The organism is Rhodopseudomonas sp. (assembly GCF_048594845.1).
GTDB lineage: Bacteria > Pseudomonadota > Alphaproteobacteria > Rhizobiales > Xanthobacteraceae > Rhodopseudomonas.
Genome location: NZ_JBMDXE010000323.1, coordinates 1 through 18,578 on the forward strand (window position 1 = coordinate 1; position 18,578 = coordinate 18,578).

Annotated in this window: 17 protein-coding genes; 5 read left to right on the forward strand and 12 right to left on the reverse strand. The window is 66.2% G+C overall.

Translation table 11 applies throughout. The features are described 5' to 3' along the window. The first annotated feature begins 137 nt into the window (after nt 1-137). The gene (gene boxB / locus ACOJTD_RS21545) at nt 138-1,589 is read left to right on the forward strand and encodes a benzoyl-CoA 2,3-epoxidase subunit BoxB (protein ID WP_420134902.1); all 1,452 of its coding nucleotides are present in this window, start codon (nt 138-140) and stop codon (nt 1,587-1,589) included. A 24-nt stretch (nt 1,590-1,613) separates the two neighbouring features. Here the strand turns inward: boxB and ACOJTD_RS21550 are convergent, their stop codons facing one another. From ACOJTD_RS21550 to ACOJTD_RS21565, 4 genes are all read right to left on the reverse strand, one after another. Further along, nucleotides 1,614-2,801 carry a pyridoxal-phosphate-dependent aminotransferase family protein gene (locus ACOJTD_RS21550; RefSeq protein ID WP_420134903.1) on the reverse strand — a complete coding sequence of 396 codons (1,188 nt, stop codon included), beginning with the start codon at nt 2,799-2,801 and terminating at the stop codon, nt 1,614-1,616. A gap of 60 nt (nt 2,802-2,861) precedes the next feature. Continuing rightward, entirely contained in the window at nt 2,862-3,698 is an 837-nt protein-coding gene (locus ACOJTD_RS21555) for an LssY C-terminal domain-containing protein (protein ID WP_420134904.1), read from the reverse strand. Nucleotides 3,699-3,789: 91 nt separating this feature from the next. Next, nucleotides 3,790-4,515: a thermonuclease family protein gene (locus ACOJTD_RS21560; protein WP_420134905.1), complete on the reverse strand. Its 726-nt coding sequence runs from the start codon at nt 4,513-4,515 to the stop codon at nt 3,790-3,792. A gap of 162 nt (nt 4,516-4,677) precedes the next feature. Then, the gene (locus tag ACOJTD_RS21565) at nt 4,678-6,417 is read right to left on the reverse strand and encodes a hypothetical protein (RefSeq protein ID WP_420134906.1); all 1,740 of its coding nucleotides are present in this window, start codon (nt 6,415-6,417) and stop codon (nt 4,678-4,680) included. A gap of 413 nt (nt 6,418-6,830) precedes the next feature. Here ACOJTD_RS21565 and ACOJTD_RS21570 point away from each other — a divergent pair, with 413 nt between their 5' ends. Further along, nucleotides 6,831-7,706: a caspase family protein gene (locus ACOJTD_RS21570; protein WP_420134907.1), complete on the forward strand. Its 876-nt coding sequence runs from the start codon at nt 6,831-6,833 to the stop codon at nt 7,704-7,706. Nucleotides 7,707-7,781: 75 nt separating this feature from the next. On the opposite strand, the gene ACOJTD_RS21575 is transcribed toward ACOJTD_RS21570, so the two are convergent. Both ACOJTD_RS21575 and ACOJTD_RS21580 read right to left on the reverse strand, forming a co-directional pair. Continuing rightward, on the reverse strand, nt 7,782-8,540 hold the full coding sequence (locus ACOJTD_RS21575; protein WP_420134908.1) for a carbonic anhydrase: 759 nt from the start codon (nt 8,538-8,540) through the stop codon (nt 7,782-7,784). A gap of 87 nt (nt 8,541-8,627) precedes the next feature. Continuing rightward, on the reverse strand, nt 8,628-9,254 hold the full coding sequence (locus tag ACOJTD_RS21580; protein ID WP_420134918.1) for a S24 family peptidase: 627 nt from the start codon (nt 9,252-9,254) through the stop codon (nt 8,628-8,630). A gap of 317 nt (nt 9,255-9,571) precedes the next feature. Here ACOJTD_RS21580 and ACOJTD_RS21585 point away from each other — a divergent pair, with 317 nt between their 5' ends. Beyond that, nucleotides 9,572-9,916 carry a DUF952 domain-containing protein gene (locus tag ACOJTD_RS21585; protein ID WP_420134909.1) on the forward strand — a complete coding sequence of 115 codons (345 nt, stop codon included), beginning with the start codon at nt 9,572-9,574 and terminating at the stop codon, nt 9,914-9,916. After that, nucleotides 9,913-11,007 carry a quinone-dependent dihydroorotate dehydrogenase gene (locus ACOJTD_RS21590; RefSeq protein WP_420134910.1) on the forward strand — a complete coding sequence of 365 codons (1,095 nt, stop codon included), beginning with the start codon at nt 9,913-9,915 and terminating at the stop codon, nt 11,005-11,007. The genes ACOJTD_RS21585 and ACOJTD_RS21590 overlap by 4 nt, the downstream gene beginning before the upstream one ends. Before the next feature lie 204 nt (nt 11,008-11,211). Here the strand turns inward: ACOJTD_RS21590 and ACOJTD_RS21595 are convergent, their stop codons facing one another. The 6 genes from ACOJTD_RS21595 to ACOJTD_RS21620 form a co-directional block, all read right to left on the reverse strand. Continuing rightward, nucleotides 11,212-11,946 (reverse strand): MBL fold metallo-hydrolase, encoded by a 735-nt coding sequence (locus ACOJTD_RS21595; RefSeq protein WP_420134911.1) that lies wholly within the window; start codon nt 11,944-11,946, stop codon nt 11,212-11,214. 91 nt (nt 11,947-12,037) lie between these two features. Then, the gene (locus ACOJTD_RS21600) at nt 12,038-12,745 is read right to left on the reverse strand and encodes a carbonic anhydrase (RefSeq protein ID WP_420134912.1); all 708 of its coding nucleotides are present in this window, start codon (nt 12,743-12,745) and stop codon (nt 12,038-12,040) included. 131 nt (nt 12,746-12,876) lie between these two features. Further along, on the reverse strand, nt 12,877-14,148 hold the full coding sequence (locus tag ACOJTD_RS21605) for an MATE family efflux transporter (RefSeq protein WP_420134913.1): 1,272 nt from the start codon (nt 14,146-14,148) through the stop codon (nt 12,877-12,879). A gap of 75 nt (nt 14,149-14,223) precedes the next feature. Further along, nucleotides 14,224-14,526, reverse strand: a complete 303-nt coding sequence (locus ACOJTD_RS21610; protein ID WP_420134914.1) for a DUF6460 domain-containing protein — start codon at nt 14,524-14,526, stop codon at nt 14,224-14,226. 72 nt (nt 14,527-14,598) lie between these two features. Continuing rightward, on the reverse strand, nt 14,599-16,446 hold the full coding sequence (locus ACOJTD_RS21615; RefSeq protein ID WP_420134915.1) for an ATP-dependent DNA ligase: 1,848 nt from the start codon (nt 16,444-16,446) through the stop codon (nt 14,599-14,601). Next, nucleotides 16,443-17,483 carry a ligase-associated DNA damage response exonuclease gene (locus ACOJTD_RS21620; RefSeq protein ID WP_420134916.1) on the reverse strand — a complete coding sequence of 347 codons (1,041 nt, stop codon included), beginning with the start codon at nt 17,481-17,483 and terminating at the stop codon, nt 16,443-16,445. Before ACOJTD_RS21620 ends, ACOJTD_RS21615 begins: the two co-directional genes overlap by 4 nt. Before the next feature lie 58 nt (nt 17,484-17,541). Here ACOJTD_RS21620 and ACOJTD_RS21625 point away from each other — a divergent pair, with 58 nt between their 5' ends. Beyond that, the gene (locus ACOJTD_RS21625) at nt 17,542-18,462 is read left to right on the forward strand and encodes a methyltransferase domain-containing protein (RefSeq protein ID WP_420134917.1); all 921 of its coding nucleotides are present in this window, start codon (nt 17,542-17,544) and stop codon (nt 18,460-18,462) included. The last annotated feature ends 116 nt before the right edge of the window (nt 18,463-18,578 follow it).

Sequence of the window (18,578 nt, forward strand, 5' to 3'; positions counted from 1 at the left end):
GTGCGCGCCGCCTCCGGCGCGCATCTATGTATGAGAGACGAGCACAGTGCAGAGTAATCCTTGGTGGCGCGAAAGAGCGCGCACCTCAGGATGACGGCGAACTCAGAGACGACACGAGACCCAACCGGGAGCCGCCCATGAACATGAACATCATGAATGTCGACTACTCGACCAAGATTCCCAACAACGTCGACCTCGCTTCCGATCGCCAGGTGCTCAAGGCGCTGGAGGGCTGGCATCCCGGTTACATCGACTGGTGGAACGACATGGGGCCGGACGGCTTCCAGGAGAAGCTGGTGTATCTGCGTACGGCGTACTCCGTCGATCCGCGCGGCTGGGCGAAGTTCGACTACGTCAAGATGCCGGACTATCGCTGGGGCGTGCTGCTGGCGCCGCAGGAAGAGAACCGCAAGATCCCGTTCGGCGAGCATTATGGCGAGCCGGCCTGGCAGGAAGTCCCCGGCGAATATCGCGCGATGCTGCGCCGGCTGATCGTGATCCAGGGCGACACCGAGCCTGCATCGGTCGAGCAGCAGCGCCATCTCGGCAAGACCGCGCCGTCGCTCTACGACATGCGCAACCTGTTCCAGGTCAATGTCGAGGAAGGCCGCCATCTGTGGGCGATGGTGTACCTGCTGCAGAAGTACTTTGGCCGCGATGGCCGCGAGGAAGCCGACGATCTGTTGCGCCGCCGCTCCGGTGACGCTGATGCGCCGCGCATGCTCGGCGCCTTTAATGAAGCGACGCCGGACTGGCTGTCGTTTTTCATGTTCACCTATTTCACCGACCGCGACGGCAAGATGCAGCTGCACTCGCTGGCGCAGTCGGGCTTCGATCCGTTGTCGCGCACCTGCCGCTTCATGCTGACCGAAGAAGCGCATCACATGTTCGTCGGCGAGACCGGCATCACCCGCGTCATCCAGCGCACCTGCGACGCGATGCGCGAGGCCGGCATCACCGATCCGACCGATATCGCCAAGGTGCGAACGCTCGGCGTCATCGACCTGCCGACCATTCAGAAGAAGCTCAACCTGCACTACACGCTGTCGCTCGACTTGTTCGGCTCGGAAGTCTCGACCAACGCCGCCAACGCCTTCAACTTCGGCATCAAGGGCCGCTATCACGAAACCCAGATCGACGACGATCACCAGCTGAAGAATTCGACCTATCCGGTGTTGAAGCTCGTCGACGGCGTCATCAAGCGGGTGGACGAGCCGGCGCTGACCGCGCTCAACATGCGGCTGCGCGACGACTACTCGCAGGACTGCGTCAAGGGCCTGCTGCGCTGGAACAAGGTGATCACCACCGCCGGCTACGACTTCAAGCTGGCGCTGCCGCATGTCGCCTTCCACCGCGCCATCGGTGAATTCAAGGACGTGCACGCCACACCGGAAGGCCTGCTGATCGACGCGGGCACCTGGGCCAAGCGCAGGGACGACTGGCTGCCGTCGTCGGACGACGGCGACTTCATCTCGTCGCTGATGCAGCCGGTGAGCGAGCCGGGCGTCTATGCACCGTGGATTTCGGCTCCGAAGGTCGGCATCGACAACAAGCCCGGCGACTTCGAATACGTGAAGATCGAATCCTAAGGCCTGCCTGACGCGCCCGACCGGCTAGGCCGGCACGCCGTTCGCGAGATGATCGATCGCGGCGGCGACGCCGCCCTTGCGGTGCGGGATATTCAGCGCCGTCAGCGCCATTTCGATGACGCCGAGCGTGCCGAGGATCATCGGCGCGTTGATGTGGCCCATATGGGCGATGCGGAAGGCACGGTTCTGAAGTTCGCCGATGCCGACGCCAAGTACCAGGCCGCACTTCTCTTTGCAGTAGCGATGCAGCGCAAACAGATCATGGCCGTCCGCGGCACGCACGGTCGTCACTGTGTCGGCACGCTCGCGGGCGTTGTCGATGTTGAAGCTGAATACCTGCCCTTCGCTCCACACCGTGACCGCGCTGCGCACCGCTTCGGCCAGCAGCCGGTGCCGGCGGAAGGTGGCATCGAGCCCTTCCGTGAACAGCATGTCGAGCGCCTTGCGCAGAGCGAACAGCAGGTGCACCGGCGCGGTGCCGGCGTATTTCTGGTAGTGCTCGGGCCCGTCGCGGTTGGTCCAGTCCCAATACGGCGTGCGCAGATCGGCGTGCTGATGTGCCGCCCGGGCGCGATCACCAACGGCGACGAAGCCGAGACCGGGTGGTGACATCAGCCCCTTCTGCGATCCGGACATCGCCACGTCGATGCCCCAGGCGTCCATCTCGAACGGCATGCAGCCGAGCGAGGCGACCGTGTCGACCATGAACAGGGCCGGATGGCCGGCCGCCCTGATGGCCTGTCCGATGCCTTCGAGATCGTTGACGGCGCTCGACGCGGTGTCGACCTGCACCACCACGATCGCCTTGATGCTGTGGTCAGTGTCGCGGCGCAGCCGCTCCTCGACCTCGGCGGGATTTACGGCGCGGCGCCAGTCGCCTTTCAGCACTTCGACGTCACATCCCATCGCCTGCGCGGCGTTGCCCCAGCCGAGCGCAAACCGGCCGCTCTCCAGCACCAGCACCTTGTCGCCGCGTGACAACACGTTGCTGATCACCGCTTCCCAAGCGCCGTGGCCGTTGGCGATGTAGATGTAGGATTTGCCCTTGGTGGCGAACAGCCGGCTGAGATCGCGCAGCAGGCTCTCGCTCAGCTCCACCATTTCGTTCGAATAGATGTCCAGCGCCGGGCGGTGCATCGCCTGCAGCACCTCGTCCGGCATCGTGGTGGGGCCGGGGATCGCGAGGAATTCCCGTCCGGATCTGACGGCCATGATGCAGTCGTTCCCATGATGTGAAAAGCGTCGCGACCATGCCGCCGCGCGAGACCGAATTCAAGGCGCGGGCGCGATCGCCTCGGCGATGGTCCGGAAGAGTTGATCCTTGATGGTGGTGGCGAGCGGGCTGGGCAGCATGGCGGCCGGCGCGTCGCGCTTCTGGCCGTTCTCGACCAGGCGGAGAATCCAGACTTCGCCGTCGGTGTAATAGCGGTCGCCTTCGCCATTCCGGCCCGCGATCGTCGGTCCAATCCCCGTGACCTGATAGCGCGCCTCGACCATGCCGGCGGCTTCGAGGTCGGCGGCGAACCGCTCGCGCTCTGCGTCGATGTCCGGATCGATGTGGTGGGTGACGGCGCCGGTGTAGTGGCTCAGCCCCACGCCGCGGTCGAAGGTGGCGTCGCCGAGCCAGACCGGACGCCCCTCGGCACCGCTGTCGAGCACCTTCCACAACCGGACGTGGTGGCGCCGGTCGGCGCTGCGGCCGTCGGATTTCTCGAAGGCGAGATCCTCGCGCCGGCCGAGATAGTACAGGTTCGACACCGGCGCGTTGCGGTACGGCCGGTCGAGCAACACGCTGCCGGCGATTTCGATCGAGGAGCGCAGCGTGATCGGATCGGCCGGTGACCATCCCGCCGCGAGCATCGCCCGCAGCACATCCGTCTGGTTGCCGATCAGTCCGACATTGATCGGGTCGCCCGGAATGCCTTGCGCCGTACTGGTCGCCATCGGCAGTTCGGCCAGGCCGCGCTGATGGTCGTAATGCGTCCAGAACAGCGGCAGCGCCAGATAGGCGGCGAGCGTGTAGACCGTGATGAACAGCGCGGTGACCAGCCCGGCACGCCGCAGCCGGGGATGCCGCCGTCGTTCAAGTCGCTCGCCGGTGCTGTTCACTTCGCCGCGTCCGCTCTGGCTCGGGCGCGCGCAGCCTGTCGTTCGACCATGATGCTTGCCGACGCCTGATGCCGTCGTCCGGGATCATGCTCTAGCGGCGCGTTTCCCGGCAACCGGCGGCTTCGGCGTCTTCGACCGAGCAGAACCAGCGCGTGCCCTTGCTGATTTTCATCTGGATCTTCGCATACCAGCGGCTGGTCGGCTTATGATAGATGCATTCGCCCGAGGTGTTGACGTTGCCCTTGATGGTACAGTCGGGCGAAGGCGCAATCGGGCCGGAGGCCGAGGCGAGCAGGATGCGGCGGGCATTCTTCGGCGGCCGGGTGGCGCCGAGGATCACGGTCTTGTTGTTGCGCACGCGCCAGTCCCACGGCGCGATGAAGGCGCCCTGCCAAAGCCCGACCTTGGCGGCGCGCGCCGCTTTCTCGTCCGCGTCGTAGGCATGGGACACCCTGACATAGGAGAGCGCCCAACCGCTCTTCACCATCCATTGCTGGATGTCTTCGCCGTCCACCGTACACTTGGCGATCGACTGCTTCTTGTCGGTGCGCAGCACGCTGCAGGTCCAGCTTTTGCTGCCGACGTGGCCGGCCAGTGCGTCGCGGGCGGCGATGCCGCAGGTCCAGCGATCACCCTTGGGACCGAGGCAGAGTTGATCGAGCGAGGGCGCGTCGATGCCGGCGAGCCGGATGCGGGTGCCGCCGATCATGATCTGGTCGCCGTTACGGATTTTCGGCACGCCGCTGACGTCGGCAGCCTGCGCAGCGACGGGCAGCAGCAGGGCGAACCACAACGGGAGCAGGAGAGCTTTCAACATGCGTTCGCCATCTCGATCGGACCAATGCGACGACGCGCGCCGTGCCGCCGCAGCAAGGTGCCCGATTGTGAGGATTATTGGGCGCTCAGGCCAGCGCGGCGCGTAGTCCGATGCTTCAACTTCGCGCGAGACGTGTTCATCGGCGGTATTCGTTCATCTCGGTCAACCGCGGTGCTGCGCGCGCAGAATGGCCTGCCGGGCCAGCGCCAGTCCCATCAGCACGAAGGCGGAGGTGACCTGCGGCCCGCCGACCAGAATACGCGTCGGCGTCTTCATCTTGTTCCATTCATAGGCCTTGAACGGGCCGCGCCCGCCGCCTTCGCCGAGATGATTGAGGATGCAGTGCAGCGCCGGCGTGAGCTGCGCCAGCTCCGCATCGAGATGACCGAGCGCGATCAGCGCCAGCGCGGCGTCGAACACGTTCATCTCCCGGGCGACCAGTTCGTCCTGGACATAGGCCAGCACGTGCCCGCGGATGAAGTCGAACACGCCGTCCGGATCGATCGCGCGCCGCGCGGTCTCGTCGAGTGCACGGAAGGCGACGTAGCAGCGGCCGAAATAGGCGCAGTACAGCTCGGGCAGATAGTAGACGTGCGATTTGGGATCGGCGAAGCCGCCGCTGGCGACCAGCCGGCGGTGGAAGTCGACGATGCGCCGCACCGTCTCCAGCCGCGACGGCGTCTCGATGATTTTCCAGCGCGCGCAATTGCGGAAGCTGACTTCGAGCACGTCGAGATTGAGCGTGGGGTCGAGGTCGTTGCCGAACGGCCGCTCGCCGGCGACATTGTCGATCCAGGTGACGATGCCACCGTCGTAGTCGACATTGTCGTTGAGCGGCACGGTGACCAGCGGCGCATTGGCGCCGGCGCGGACCTGGTAGGAGGCGTAGAAGTCGATCAGCGGCTGATCGAGAATCGGATCGGTGGAGTTGGCCTGGGTCGCCGCCGAGATCGAGCAGGCGGTGGTGTCGCAATCGGGCACGTAGACGCCGAAGCCGAGGTCCTGTTTGATATGCGTGAAGAAACGGCTGAAGCGCGGATGCGGCGGCGGCGCCAGCGCGGTGATCACGTCGAACGACTCGCCGTCCGCTGAGCGCACGCGTTCGCGGCTGGTCTTGATGCAGAACTCGGTCATGTCGGCGATGATCCGCCGCGCGGTTCGGACGTCTTCGGGAGTGCCGAGGCCGGTGTCGATGAAGCTGAGTAGCGCCTCGATATAGAACGCGTCGTAATAGGCGGAGCGATGCCGGATCTGTACCGGCTCCCACATCGGCTCGGCGATACCGCGCCACGGCGGATTGATCACGCCCGCGACCGGCGAGCGCGCGATGAACACCCGCGCCAGATTGAACAGCAGCGTCGAGTTCTTGTAGCTGCGGGCGTTCAGCCCGGTCAGCGCCGTCAGAAAGGCGCGGCTATCCAAGTCAGCATCGCCGATCAGGTTGAAGGCCGCGTAGGTCGGGATGAAGCCGAGCCGCTCCCACGATCGCAGCAGATGATCGCCTGCCGCCCGGATCGCGCTGTCGATGTCGGCGAGCCGGGGCATCTGGGTCGGTGCCGGCAGCGGCCGCGGCCGTGGATGCTGCAGCTTTACCGTATCGAGCAGGGCCGCGATCGGGCGGCCGATCGCCGCCCAGTCGGGATCGGACGCATCGCGCGCGGCAATCAGCGCGTCGCGGATCGCCCTGAACCGGACCGGGTCCTTCAGCTCCGGCAGGCCGGCGCTGCGCAGCAGCGGCCGCAGCGCCGGATTGGCCAGAGCGGTCTTGTAGAACTTGGAAATATGCGGGTCGCCGTGCTTGCGGCCGAGGAAGACCGGGTCGCACAGGTCGTACAGCGATGGAGCCTGTTTGCGGGCGGTCAGCGCGCGAACCGCCGCGCCGGCCATCGTCAACATGTCCATGGTCCTTCCCGCCGTCCAGAAGCGTCAAGTCTTTGATAAATCACGGTCCAGCCGGATTGACAAATTCACCCTTGGGCCGCGGCGCCACGCCGCGCCCTGCCGGCTTCGCCATTCGCAACCGGCTGGCGCTGAGGTCTTCCAAGATTCAGATCGGGGGCCGTAAGTCACGCGGCGTAATATTGATCGAAAAACTGTGAACGGTTCCAAGTATAGCTACAGTCTAGGCATTCCGCGATCGACCGGCTATACGGTGCCGACAATTGCTGACTTGCCCGAAGGGCTTGAAACGGTTAATCCTTTGTTATGGTGCGGCGCCGCAATTAGAGCGTAATTCAACCGCACGGGATTGCCTCATCCTTCACCGACATATCGCGCCGTGCGCTGAAATGTGCGCGGATCAGGATCGATTGCTGATGATGTTTCGCGTACCCCGTCCGTCGCGCCGCTCGATGACGACGATCGCCACCCTGATCGGCGTGGTGTCGGCTGCCATCGGCGCACACGCTGCGCTCAACAAGCGCGGCGTCGATGCGTTGCGCGGTAAGGACACCGCGCAGGTCGGCACGGCCACGTCGACCGCTTCGCGCTTCGCTCTGGTCATCGGCAATGGCAGCTATCCGGATGCTTCCCGGCCGCTGTCCCAGCCGCTCAACGACGCCCGCGCGCTCAGCGCCGCGCTGCGTCGCGAGGGCTTCGATGTCGACGCGATCGAGGATGCCCGGCGCGAGGACATCCTGCAGGCAGTCGAGCGGCTGAAGGGCAGGGTCACCAAGGACTCCACCGTCGTGCTGTTCTTCGGCGGCTACGGCATCCAATCCGGCCGCGAGAGCTACATGATCCCGGTCGATGCCCGGATCTGGAAGGAGGCCGACGTTCGCCGCGCCGGCGTCAGCATCGAGGCCGTGCTGGACGCATTCAAGGACAGCGGCGTTCAGGCCAAGCTGGCGATCATCGACGCCTCCCGCCGCAATCCCTATGAGCGCCGCTTCCGCGCCTATTCGCATGGACTGGCGCCGATCAGCGCTCCGGCCAATGCGCTGGTGCTGTCGTCGGCGACGCCCGGCAAGGTCGCCGAGGACGGCGACGGCGAGAACAGTGTGCTGGTCGGCGCGCTGCTCGGTTCGATTTCGTCGCGCGTCGTCAGCGCTGACGCGGCTTTCGCCAAGGCCCGGCTCGCGGTGACTCGGGCGACCGGCGGCGCGCAGGTGCCGTCAGTGTCGTCGTCGCTGGTCGACGATGTGAAACTGGCGCCGGTCACGGCAGACGCTTCCGCCGGCACGGGCGGATAAGTCACCGCTGCTTCTCAAGAAAAAGGCCCCGGAGCGGCGTCGCTCCGGGGCCTTTTCTGTCTGCGCTGCTGCGGCTTAGTTCGACTGCAGCACGAAGCGGCGATTGTCCTTCTGCGCCGGCCGCGCGTTCATCGGATACAGCTTGGCGAAGGCTGCGACGTCTTCCTCCGCGACCGTAATCGGATTGGCCATCACCATCCAGTCGACGACCTCCGAGCACGGCGGTGTCGTCAGCGAGCCTTCATAGCGATAGTACGCGCGCTTTTCGGGCAGCAGCGCGTTGGGATCGATCGCGGCGTCCGCCTTGACGGCGGGGCCTTCGGTCTGCGGCATGGTGGCGACGATCTTGGCGAAGGTCGGGTTGGCCTTTCCGGTCTGCATCAGCACACCGAGCACGCCCAGGGTGCCGGACTCGGCGCGGTGGACGAAGTGAACTTCCATCGGGAAGTTCTTGCCGTCGATCAGGTGCTCGCTCGGATGGTGGAAGTGAAACTGCACCAGCTTGAAGGTGACGCCGCCGAGCTTCAGCTTGCTGTCGTCGCCGACGTTGACCTGGATCGTGTGACCATTGTTGACGATCGTGTCGACCTTGCCGGTCCACTCGGTTTCGATCGGGTACAAATTGGCGCTGACGGTGGTGCCGATGTCGATCGGCGACTGCTGCACGCCGATGCTGCAGATCTGATTGGCGGAATCCAGTTCGCCCCACTTCGCCGGGCCGCTGTCGCCCTCGTATCCCCAATGATGTGCGCCCTCGGCGGCGGCTCCGGCGGTGGCGCAGAGCGGGCAGAGGGCGAGGCCCGCAAAGGCTTTCAAAATAGCGCGACGATCCATGATTCGGTGCTCCCAGCAGTCGAGGCGCTAATTATCGCCGGGACCCCCCGTTTGTGAAGTCAGGAGAAGTGCTACGCAGCGGCGGAGCTATTGGCTGGCCCAGACGATGCGGGCGATCCATTCGACTTCGGATGGCGCCAGCGTTCTGTCCGGATGGCTCGGATTCAGCGAGGCCAGTTCGACGATCTTGGTGGTGCGCCGCTTCAACTCCTTCACCATCACCTCGCCGCCGGTGGTCCGGACCACCACGCGGTCGCCACGCCGGATCGCAGTGCCCGGCGAGACGACGATGATGTCGCCGTCGCGATAGGCTGGCTTCATCGAGTCGCCCGAGATCTCCAGCGCATAGGCGTGCTCGTCGTTGATCGACGGCAGCCCGATTTCATCCCAGCCCTTGCCGGCCGGAAATCCGCCGTCGTCGAAGAAGCCGCCGGCGCCGGCCTGGGCGAGTCCGAGCAGCGGCACCGATTGCACGACCCGCGGCCGGTCCGTGATCAGTTGCACGAAGGTGTCGATCGCCGTGTTGGTGGCCGTCAGCGCCTTCGCTACCGATTCGGTGGAGGGCCAACGCTCGCGGCCGTCATTGGTGATCCGCTTCGATTTGTTGAAGGTGGTAGGATCGAGGCCGGACTTTTTGGCAAGCCCGGAGGGCGAGAGGCCTGAGCGTTCAGCCAGGCGGTCGAGCGCAGTCCAGATCTGGTCGTGTGTCAGCATGTGCATCGCGGCCATCCCCATGGCGAAAAAAGAGCTTGACAAGTAGGAATTATTACCTCAATGCCGCGCGTTCCGCAATCCCGTCTTGCGACAAAAACGCGGCCCTTGCGGTGCACCCGGGCGGTCGATACGGTCGACCGCAAGCCCGGGTAATTTCCAGGCAACCGAACGCGCGCCGATCCCCTCTGCGGGACCCGGTTTTCGCGATCAGGACGTGCGCAAAATACTGTTTCCGCGGATGTTATTTCGGTTGCCCGGCGCTTTCTCGGGTTACATGACCGATCCGCCCTGACCAGCCGCAACGGGAATCCGCGCCTTTGCGCACGATCTACAAAATATGTGACGCTCCGGCGTGGCGCGCGGCCGAACAGGTCGGCGTGTATCGCGGCAGCGCCGACGACAGCCGCGACGGCTTCATCCATTTCTCCACCGCGGAGCAACTGGCCGGCACGCTGGCCAAGCACTATGCGGGGCAGACCGACCTGCTGCTGATCGCGGTGGATGCCGATGTGCTTGGTCCCGAGCTGCGCTGGGAGCCGTCGCGCGGCGGCGCGCTGTTTCCGCATCTGTACGGCGAGTTGCCGCTCGGCGCCGTCACCTCGGTGCAGGAGATCGCGACCCGGGCCGACGGCACGCACGAAATTCCGGAGCTGGTGCCGTGATCCGCGCTTTCGATGCCCTGTCGCTGCCGCTGCTGCGGCTGTTCGATGCCGAGGATGCGCACCGGCTGGCGATCCAGGGCCTTAAGCTGCTGCCCCAGGTCAAGCCGCGGCCGGACGATCCCAAGCTGGCGGTGCGGGCGTTCGGCCTGAATTTTCCCAATCCGGTCGGCATTGCGGCCGGCTTCGACAAGAACGCCGAGGCGCCGGATGCGCTGATGCGGCTCGGCTTCGGCTTCGTCGAGGTCGGTACGGTGACGCCGAAGCCGCAGTCCGGCAACCCGCGGCCGCGGCTGTTCCGGCTGGAGCGCGACGAGGCGGTGATCAACCGCATGGGCTTCAACAATGACGGCAGCGAAGTGGTGCTGCGTCGGCTGGCGGCGCGGGCCGGGCAGGGCGGCATTCTCGGCGTCAATGTCGGGGCCAACAAGGACAGCTCCGATCGCGTCGCCGACTATGTGTCGCTGATCGAGACCTTCGCGCCGGTCGCCAGTTACTTCACCGTCAACGTGTCGTCACCGAACACGCCGGGCCTGCGCAATCTGCAGCAGGCCGCGGCGCTCGACGATCTGCTGGCGCGGGTGATCGAGGCGCGCGAGCGGGTGCGCGCCAGTGCCGGCGACACGCCGGTGCTGCTCAAGATCGCGCCGGACCTGACGCTAGGTGAACTCGACGACGTCGTGCACATCGCCCGCTCGCGCCGTGTCGACGGCATGATCGTCGCCAACACCACGCTGTCGCGCTCGCCGCTGCTGCGCGAACGCAGCAAGATGAACGCGCAGGGTGGGCACAGCGGCCGGCCGCTGTTCCGGCTGTCGACCCGGATGGTGGCGGAGACCTATGTGCGCGCCGAAGGCGCATTCCCGCTGGTCGGCGTCGGCGGCATCGATTCCGGCGGCGCTGCGCTGACCAAGATCCGCGCCGGCGCCAGCCTGGTGCAGCTCTATTCGGCGCTGATCTACAAGGGCCTCGGTCTGGTCGAGAGCATCAAGTCCGACCTCGCCTCGACTCTGCTCCGCACCGGCCGCGACTCGTTGTCCGAAATCGTCGGTGCCGATGCACCCACGATTACTGCCGAAGAGTGGCCGGTGTAGCGCCGCGAGCGGGTGCCACCACGGCACTCTTGCGACCCGCCCCAAGCACGTTATTCCGGGGCGCGCGCTCTTGAGCGCGAACCCGGAATCCGGACGAGCTGGAAAAGAACACACACCACATCGAGGTTCCGGGTTCGCGAGCTTGCGCTCGCGCCCCGGAACGACGTGCCTTGGGGCAGGGCCGCCTTCAACCGCTGCTGCGGACTACAACTCCACGATCATCCCATCACTTGCCGCCAGATGGCTGATGCTGTCGAGCTTGTGCAGTACTTCGTCGCTCATATGGGTCAGGATCAGCCGCTTCGGATTAATCTGCGGCAGGTGGCTTTCGAGCAGCTTCAGGCTGATGTGGTTCTTCACCGTGCGATCGTAGGTGTAGGCCTCGCAGACGAACAGGTCGGCGTCGTGCGCGGCATCGACCAGCGTCGGCGTCCACTGCGTGTCGCCGCTATAGGCCAGCGTTCGGCCTTCGGCCTCGATCCGATAGGCATAAAACGGACCGCCGGAATCGCCGTGCACCACTGGAAACGGCGTCACCGTGACTGGGCCGAAGCTGCGCGGCGTGCCCGGCTCGAGCGCCACCACCTGCAGCTCGAAGGTCGGCTTTGCGGCCGACGAATGTTCGAACAGCGCTTCCATCACCCGCGTCAGCCTGATGTCGATCCCGGCCGGTCCGGCAATCACCAGCGGTCGCTTGCGCTTGCTGAACTGGGCGTCGAGCAGCAGAAACGGCAGACCGCCGAAATGGTCGCCGTGAAAGTGAGTGATCAGCACAAGGTCCAGCGCGTCGCGCGAGATGCCATAACGCTTCAGCGCCGGCAGCGAGGTGGCGCCGCAATCGATCAGGAAATTGGCGCTCTGGCCGGAGACATGAAAGCAGGTATTGAGGCGGCCGCCGGAGCCGAACGCGTCGCCGCAGCCGACAAATCGCAGTTGCATCGCTGATCCCCCGGCCGGCCGGTTGCCGTGCCGGGGCACCTCTACGCTCGGGAAATGGGGAGCGAAAGCCCCACTATCGCCGGATTGCGTCTCAGACCAGCTCGACCTTGCCGGTGGCAAGGTCGTAAACGCCGCCCACCACCTTGAGCTTGCCGCTCGACACCAGGCCGGCCAGGATCGGCTTCGACTCCTGCAACGTCTTCACGTTGTGGCGCACATTGGCGATCACCGCGCGCTGCGGCAGGTTATCGCCCTTTTCCTTCAGGGCCGGCTCGACGCCGGGCTTCATGGCGCGGACGAGATCGCCGATGTGGCCGGGCAGGTCGTTGCCTTTCTGCAGCGCGCCGATGGTGGCGTTGATGGCGCCGCAATTGCTGTGACCGAGCACCATGATCACCTTGGTGCCGAGCACGGCGGCGCCGTATTCGAGGCTGGCGAGTCCATCGGGCGTGACGAAGTTGCCGGCGACGCGGACCACGAACAGATTGCCCGGCCCCTGATCGAACGCCAGCTCCGGCGCGATGCGCGAGTCGGCACAGCCGAGGATCGCGGCGAACGGCGATTGGCCCTGCGACCGCGCCACGCGGCCGGCCGAGAAATCGCGCTCGCGGAGCTCGTTGCCGATGTAGCGGGCGTTGCCCTGCATCAGCTTGTCGAGGGCGGCATCCGGCGTATCGCTTGGGTTCGCAGCGGCCTGGGCGTAAGCGGCCGCAGGCAGCGCGGCGGCGGCCAGCAGGCCCAATCCGCCTTGAAACAGAGTGCGTCGGGACAGTCCGGGCTCAACGCAGGCGTCACACATTCCATCTCTCCTCTGGGGCATTTCCGAGGGAATGGTATTTCCGACGTTCCGATTTCGCGAAGTGTTGTTTTGGGTACAACTAATTGGTCGTGAAAACCGACTTAAAAGGCAGCAGCAAGCTTTAGGAAAAATCAGCGCGTTGCAGCCGGCGCGAACGACAGCCGAACCATCGCCGGATAGCGCAGCGCCTGCAGGCCGCCGCGCCAGACGTAGTGCAGCAGCAGCGCGAGCCACAGGCCGGTGTTGCCGAATGGGCGGAGGGCCAGCCATCCTGCGAAGAACAACACGAGCGACAGCAGCATCAGGTTGCGCATCTCGCGGGCCCAGGTGGCGCCGATGAAGATGCCGTCGAACGCGAAGGCGAACACGCCGAGCAGCGGCGCCAGCGTCACCAGCCACAGATAGTCGCGCGCGGCGACGCGCAGCTCGGGGCTGGCGGTGATCGCATCGATCAGTTGCGGCCCGGCGAGCGCGTAGGTGGCGCTGACCACAAGCGCGAAGGCGAAGCCCCACAGGATCACGAGCCGCGTTGCGCTGACGAAGCCGGCGCGATCGCGGGCGCCGAGCGTGCGGCCGCACAGCTGCTCGGCCGCATTGGCGAGACCGTCGAGGAAGAAGGCGCTGACCATCAGGAAATTATTGAGCACCGAATTGGTGGCGAGGATGACGTCGCCGGAGCGGGCGCCCTGCGCGGTGAAGAACAGGAACACGGTGATCAGCGCCGCGGTGCGGATCATGATGTCGCGATTGACCGCGAACATTCGCTTCAGCTTGTCGCGATCGAACAAAGTCGCGCGCGGCAGCTGCGGCACGCCGCGGAATAGCCATCCGGCGATTATCAGCCCGATGATCAGTCCAGAGCCTTCGGCGAGGATCGCTGCGATCGCCGCCCCTGTGATGCCGAAGTCGAACCACAGCACCAGCGTCAAGGTCGCGGCGATGTTGACGAGGTTGATGGCGACCTGAATGCCGAGCGCGAGCGTGGCGCGGGCTTGCCCGACTAGCCAGCCGAGCACGGCGAAGTTTGCCAGCACCAAGGGGGCCGACCAGATCCGGATCGTGAAGTAACTCCGCGCGGCCGCGCTGACCGCATCGCTGCCACCCATCGCACCGATCACGGCGCCCGCGAGCGGCGCCTGTAGCGCGACTAATAAGAGACCGACCGCGCCAGCGACGATCAGTCCGCGTAAGAGATGCGCCGGAACCTCGTTTCTATGCCCGGCGCCGAGCGATTGCGCGGTGAACGCCAGCGTGCTCATCCGCAGAAAGCCGAACAGCCAGAACAGGCAGTCGAAAATCACCGAGGTCATCGCCACGCCGCCGAGCAGCGTGGCGTCGCCGAGCCGGCCGATCGCCGCGGTGGCGACGACGCCGAGCAGCGGCGTGGTCAGATTGGCCACCATCGCCGGTCCGGCGATGGCAAAAACCTGCCGCGAGGTGACGCTGGAGTCTTGTGGCAAACCTGTGACGTCCGCGGATCAGCGCCCGCGCGGGCCGCCGAACAGCCGTGACAGCAGCCAGATCGGAATGACAATCACTGCGCCCAGCAGGAAGTACCGCCACAGCCCGGTGACCGCATCGAAGCCGAGATCCCACAGCCGCTGGAACAGCAACTGGATGCTGACGAGGATATTCCACGGGTCGAGGCCGACCGCGGCCAGCACCACGCCGACCAGCACGGACATCAGCACCAGGCGGAACAGCACCGCGAGCGGCGAGCCGCCGAGGAAACGGGTCAGGCCGTCATCGGAGGCCGGCAGATTTCGGGTGTCGTCGCGCATCGCTTCGGGTCCTCGTGCGGTCCGGCCGCATGATAATCGCTGTCAGGGAAATGGGGAACTGGCTTGCCGGCGTCAATGCCCGCCGGCGGCGGCTTTTTCGCGGCGCGGGGTTTCGGCCTTGAGCATCCGCTCCAGAGTTTCGAGCCGGTCGGCGTCGCGTGGCGGCTTGTCCCAGCGCAGCCGGTTGATTCGCGGAAACCGCATCGCGACGCCGGACTTGTGCCGCGGCGAGCGTTGCAGGCCTTCGAACGCGACTTCCAGCACCAGGCCTTGGTCGGGTTCGTGCACGACATGGCGGACCGGGCCGAACTTCTCGGTGGTGTTGCGGCGGACGAAACGGTCGATCTGCAGCAGTTCCTCGTCGGTGAAACCGAAATACGCCTTGCCGACCGGCACCAGCTGATCGCCACTGTCGCCCTCGGTCCAGACCCCGAAGGTGTAGTCGGAGTAATAGGACGAGCGCTTGCCGTGGCCGCGCTGGGCATACATCAGCACGGCATCGATGATGTGCGGGTCGTGCTTCCACTTCCACCATTGGCCTTTCGGCCGGCCCGGCAGATACAGCGCATCGCGCCGCTTCAGCATCACGCCCTCGACCGCGTCGGCGTCGAGGCCGGCGCCGGCCGAAGCCGGATCGCGCCGCGCGGCGGCGAGCCCCTCCCAGTCGTCGAACGCGACAGTCGGTGACAGGTCGATGCGTGGATCGTCGAGCCGGGCGATGAAAGTCTCCAGCCGGGCGCGGCGGTCGGCGAACGGCAGCGTGCGCAGATCCTCGTCGCCGTCGCCGAGCAGATCATAGGCGCGCAGGTGGATCGGATACTCCTTGGTCAGCTTCGGCGTCACCGATTTGCGGTTCAGCCGCTGCTGCAGCACGTTGAAGGTCTGCACCCGGCCTTCGCGCAGCACCAGCAGTTCGCCGTCGATGGCGCCGGGCAGGCGCAACGACGGCAGCAGATCGGGGAAGCTCATGGTGATGTCTTCGCCGCTGCGCGAATACAGGCGCACGACCGTGTCGCCGTCCTCGCTGAGGCCGCTCACCGCCTGGACGCGGATGCCGTCCCATTTCCATTCGGCGATGTAGTCGGCCGGATCCATCGCGGCGAAGTCGCCGTCCTCGACCGCATGCGCCAGCATCACCGGGCGGAACGGCGCCGGATCGCGATTGACCGGCTGCGGCCCGCGATTCTCCAGCCAGGCGAACAGCTCGAGGTAAGGCGGCTCGAGCCCGGGCCAGATCAGTTCGACGTCGTGCGGATCCTTGTCGCCGAACGAAGCCGCCGCGGTCTTGGCGAGTCGCGCCGACACGCCGATGCGGAGTGAGCCGGTGACCAGCTTGAGCAGCGCCCACCGCCCAGTCTCGTCGAGTTCATCCAGCCACCGCGTAAGTTGCGCCGGCATCTCGGCTTTGCCGAGACTATGCAGCGTGGTGACGATCTCGGTGAGGGTCGGCGGCGGCGGGTTGTTGTGACCGGGGCTTACTTCGGCGCTTATTTCTGAAGGGATATCCTCGCCGCGCGCGGGGCGAGATCCCTCTCCCGCTTGCGGGAGAGGGTTGGGGTGAGGGCGACCCAAGGATGGGCTCCCGCTGTGGACCCCCACCCCCGACCCCTCCCCGCAAGGGGGAGGGGAGTAAGGCAGCGCTCGACTCGGAGCTGGCCACATCAGCGCCACCGTCTCCGACAGATCGCCGACGTAGTCGTAGGACATCTCGAACAGCACCGGGTCTGTGCGTTCGGCGATCAGGGCGCGGATCAGGGCCGGCTTGGCGTGGCGGAACGATAGTGCGCCGGTCAGCGCGGCGAGGGCGTAGCCGCGGTCGGGGTCTTCGACTTCGCGGAAGTAGTTGACGATCAGCCGCAGCTTGGCGTTGCGGCCGGGTTCGTAGGCGAGGCGGTCGAGCAGTTCGGCGAATCGGTTCATGCCTCCGCGGCCTCGCTGGCCGGTAGCGCGGCGTCGTCATCTTCCTCGCCATAGCCGACCAGTTCGAGCGGCCGCGCCGTAAGGCCATGCGTCGTGCACCAATGCACCAGCGCGTCTTCCTGGCCGTGCGTCACCCAGACTTCGCCGGCGCCGGTCGCCGCGATCGTCGCGGTGAGGCCGTCCCAATCGGCATGATCGGAAATCACCAGCGGCAGCTCGACGCCGCGTTGCCTTGCGCGGGCACGCACGCGCATCCAGCCGGACGCAAACGCAGTCAGCGGATCTGGAAAGCGCCGCGTCCACAAATCCGAGGTCGCGGAGGGTGGCGCCAGCGTGATGGTGCCGGCGAGTTCGGCTTTCTTGACGCCCTTCACCGGGCGCAGTTCGCCGAGCGGCACGCCGCGCTCCGCATAGTAATGCGTGATCTTCTCCATGGCGCCGTGCAGATAGATTGGCGCGTCGTAACCGGCCTCGCGGATCAGCGCGATCACGCGCTGCGCTTTGCCGAGCGAATAGGCGCCGACCAGATGCGCGCGCTCCGGAAACAGTGCGACGGAGTTCAGCAGCTTGCGAACTTCACCCGCGGCGTCGGGATGGCGAAACACCGGAATGCCGAACGTCGCCTCGGTGATGAACACGTCGCACGGCACGATCTCGAACGGCGTGCAGGTCGGGTCGGGTGCGTCCTTGTAGTCGCCGGATGCGACGATGCGAATGCCGCCCGCTTCGACCGCGACCTGCGCCGAGCCGAGCACATGGCCGGCGGGATGGAACGTGATGGTGGTGTCGCCGAGCCGCAGCGTCTCGCCATAGCTGATCGCCTGTGTACTGCCGGCGAAATTCTCGCCGTAGCGCAGCCGCATCATGTCGAGGGTTTCCTGCGTCGCCAGCACGGCGCCGTGGCCGGGGCGGGCGTGGTCGGAATGGCCGTGCGTGATCACGGCGCGCTCCACCGGCCGCACCGGATCGATATGGAAGCCGCCCGGCTTGCAGCACAGCCCGGAGGCGATCGGCATCAGGATGTCGTGGGGACGCATGTTCGCTATATAGGCCAGCCTGAAGTCGAAACGAGTCGCACCCCGCCCGGTTCCGTCGATGCCCCTGTTCCTGTCGTCCGGAGACGTGCTGGCCGACCGTCGGTTCGATTTCGCGCGCGATTTGCTGGCACGCGGCGACGCGCCGGGCGCGGCCGATTTGCTGCTCCAGGCGATCGAACTGGCGCCGGCGTTTGCGTCGGCCTGGTTCGCGCTCGGCGAAATCCGTGCCGATCGGCTGAACGACCGTGCCGGCGCGATCGAAGCCTTTCAGCAGGCCCGCGACGCGGACCATTCCGATCGCCATGGCGCCGGGCTGCGGCTGATGCGGCTCGGTGCGTCCGAACTCGATGCGATGACGCCGGCCTATGTGACGAGCCTGTTCGACCAATATGCGCCGCGCTTCGAAGCGTCGCTGGTCGGCGAGCTCGGCTATCGCGGGCCGGAGCTGCTGCGGGATGCGGTGCTGGCGGTATGCGCTGCCGATCGCCCGCCGCGTTTCGCTCAAGTGATCGACCTCGGCTGCGGCACCGGGCTGGTCGGCCGGCTGTTTCAACCACTCGCCGAGATGATCGTCGGCTTCGACCTGTCGGCGCAGATGCTGGCGCAGGCCCGCGGCAGCGGCGCCTATGCGCGGCTGGTGCAGGCCGACCTGGTGGAGGGGCTGCGAGGGGAATCATCCGGCAGCGCGGACCTCGTTCTCGCTGCCGACGTGCTGATCTACATCCGCGATGCCGCGCCGTTGCTGCGCGAAGCGGCGCGCGTGCTGAAGCCCGGCGGGCTTCTTGCCGTTACCGCCGAAACCCACGCTGGCGAGGGCGTCGCGCTGACCGACGGCCTGCGCTTTGCGCAATCCGAATCCTACCTGCGCGACGAATTGCAACGCGCCGGCCTGCAGGTCGCGTTGGTGCAGCCCGCCTCCGCCCGCAACGAGCATCAGGCGCCTTTGCCCGGGCTGGTGGCGGTGGCGGTCAAGCCTTGAGTGTCGAGGCCACGCCTCCGCCGCGAGCACAGCACGTTCTCTCTCCCGCTCGCGGGAGCGGGCTGGGGTGAGGGCGACCCGAGCAGTTGAGTCTACGGCCCGCGGAGCGGAGTGCC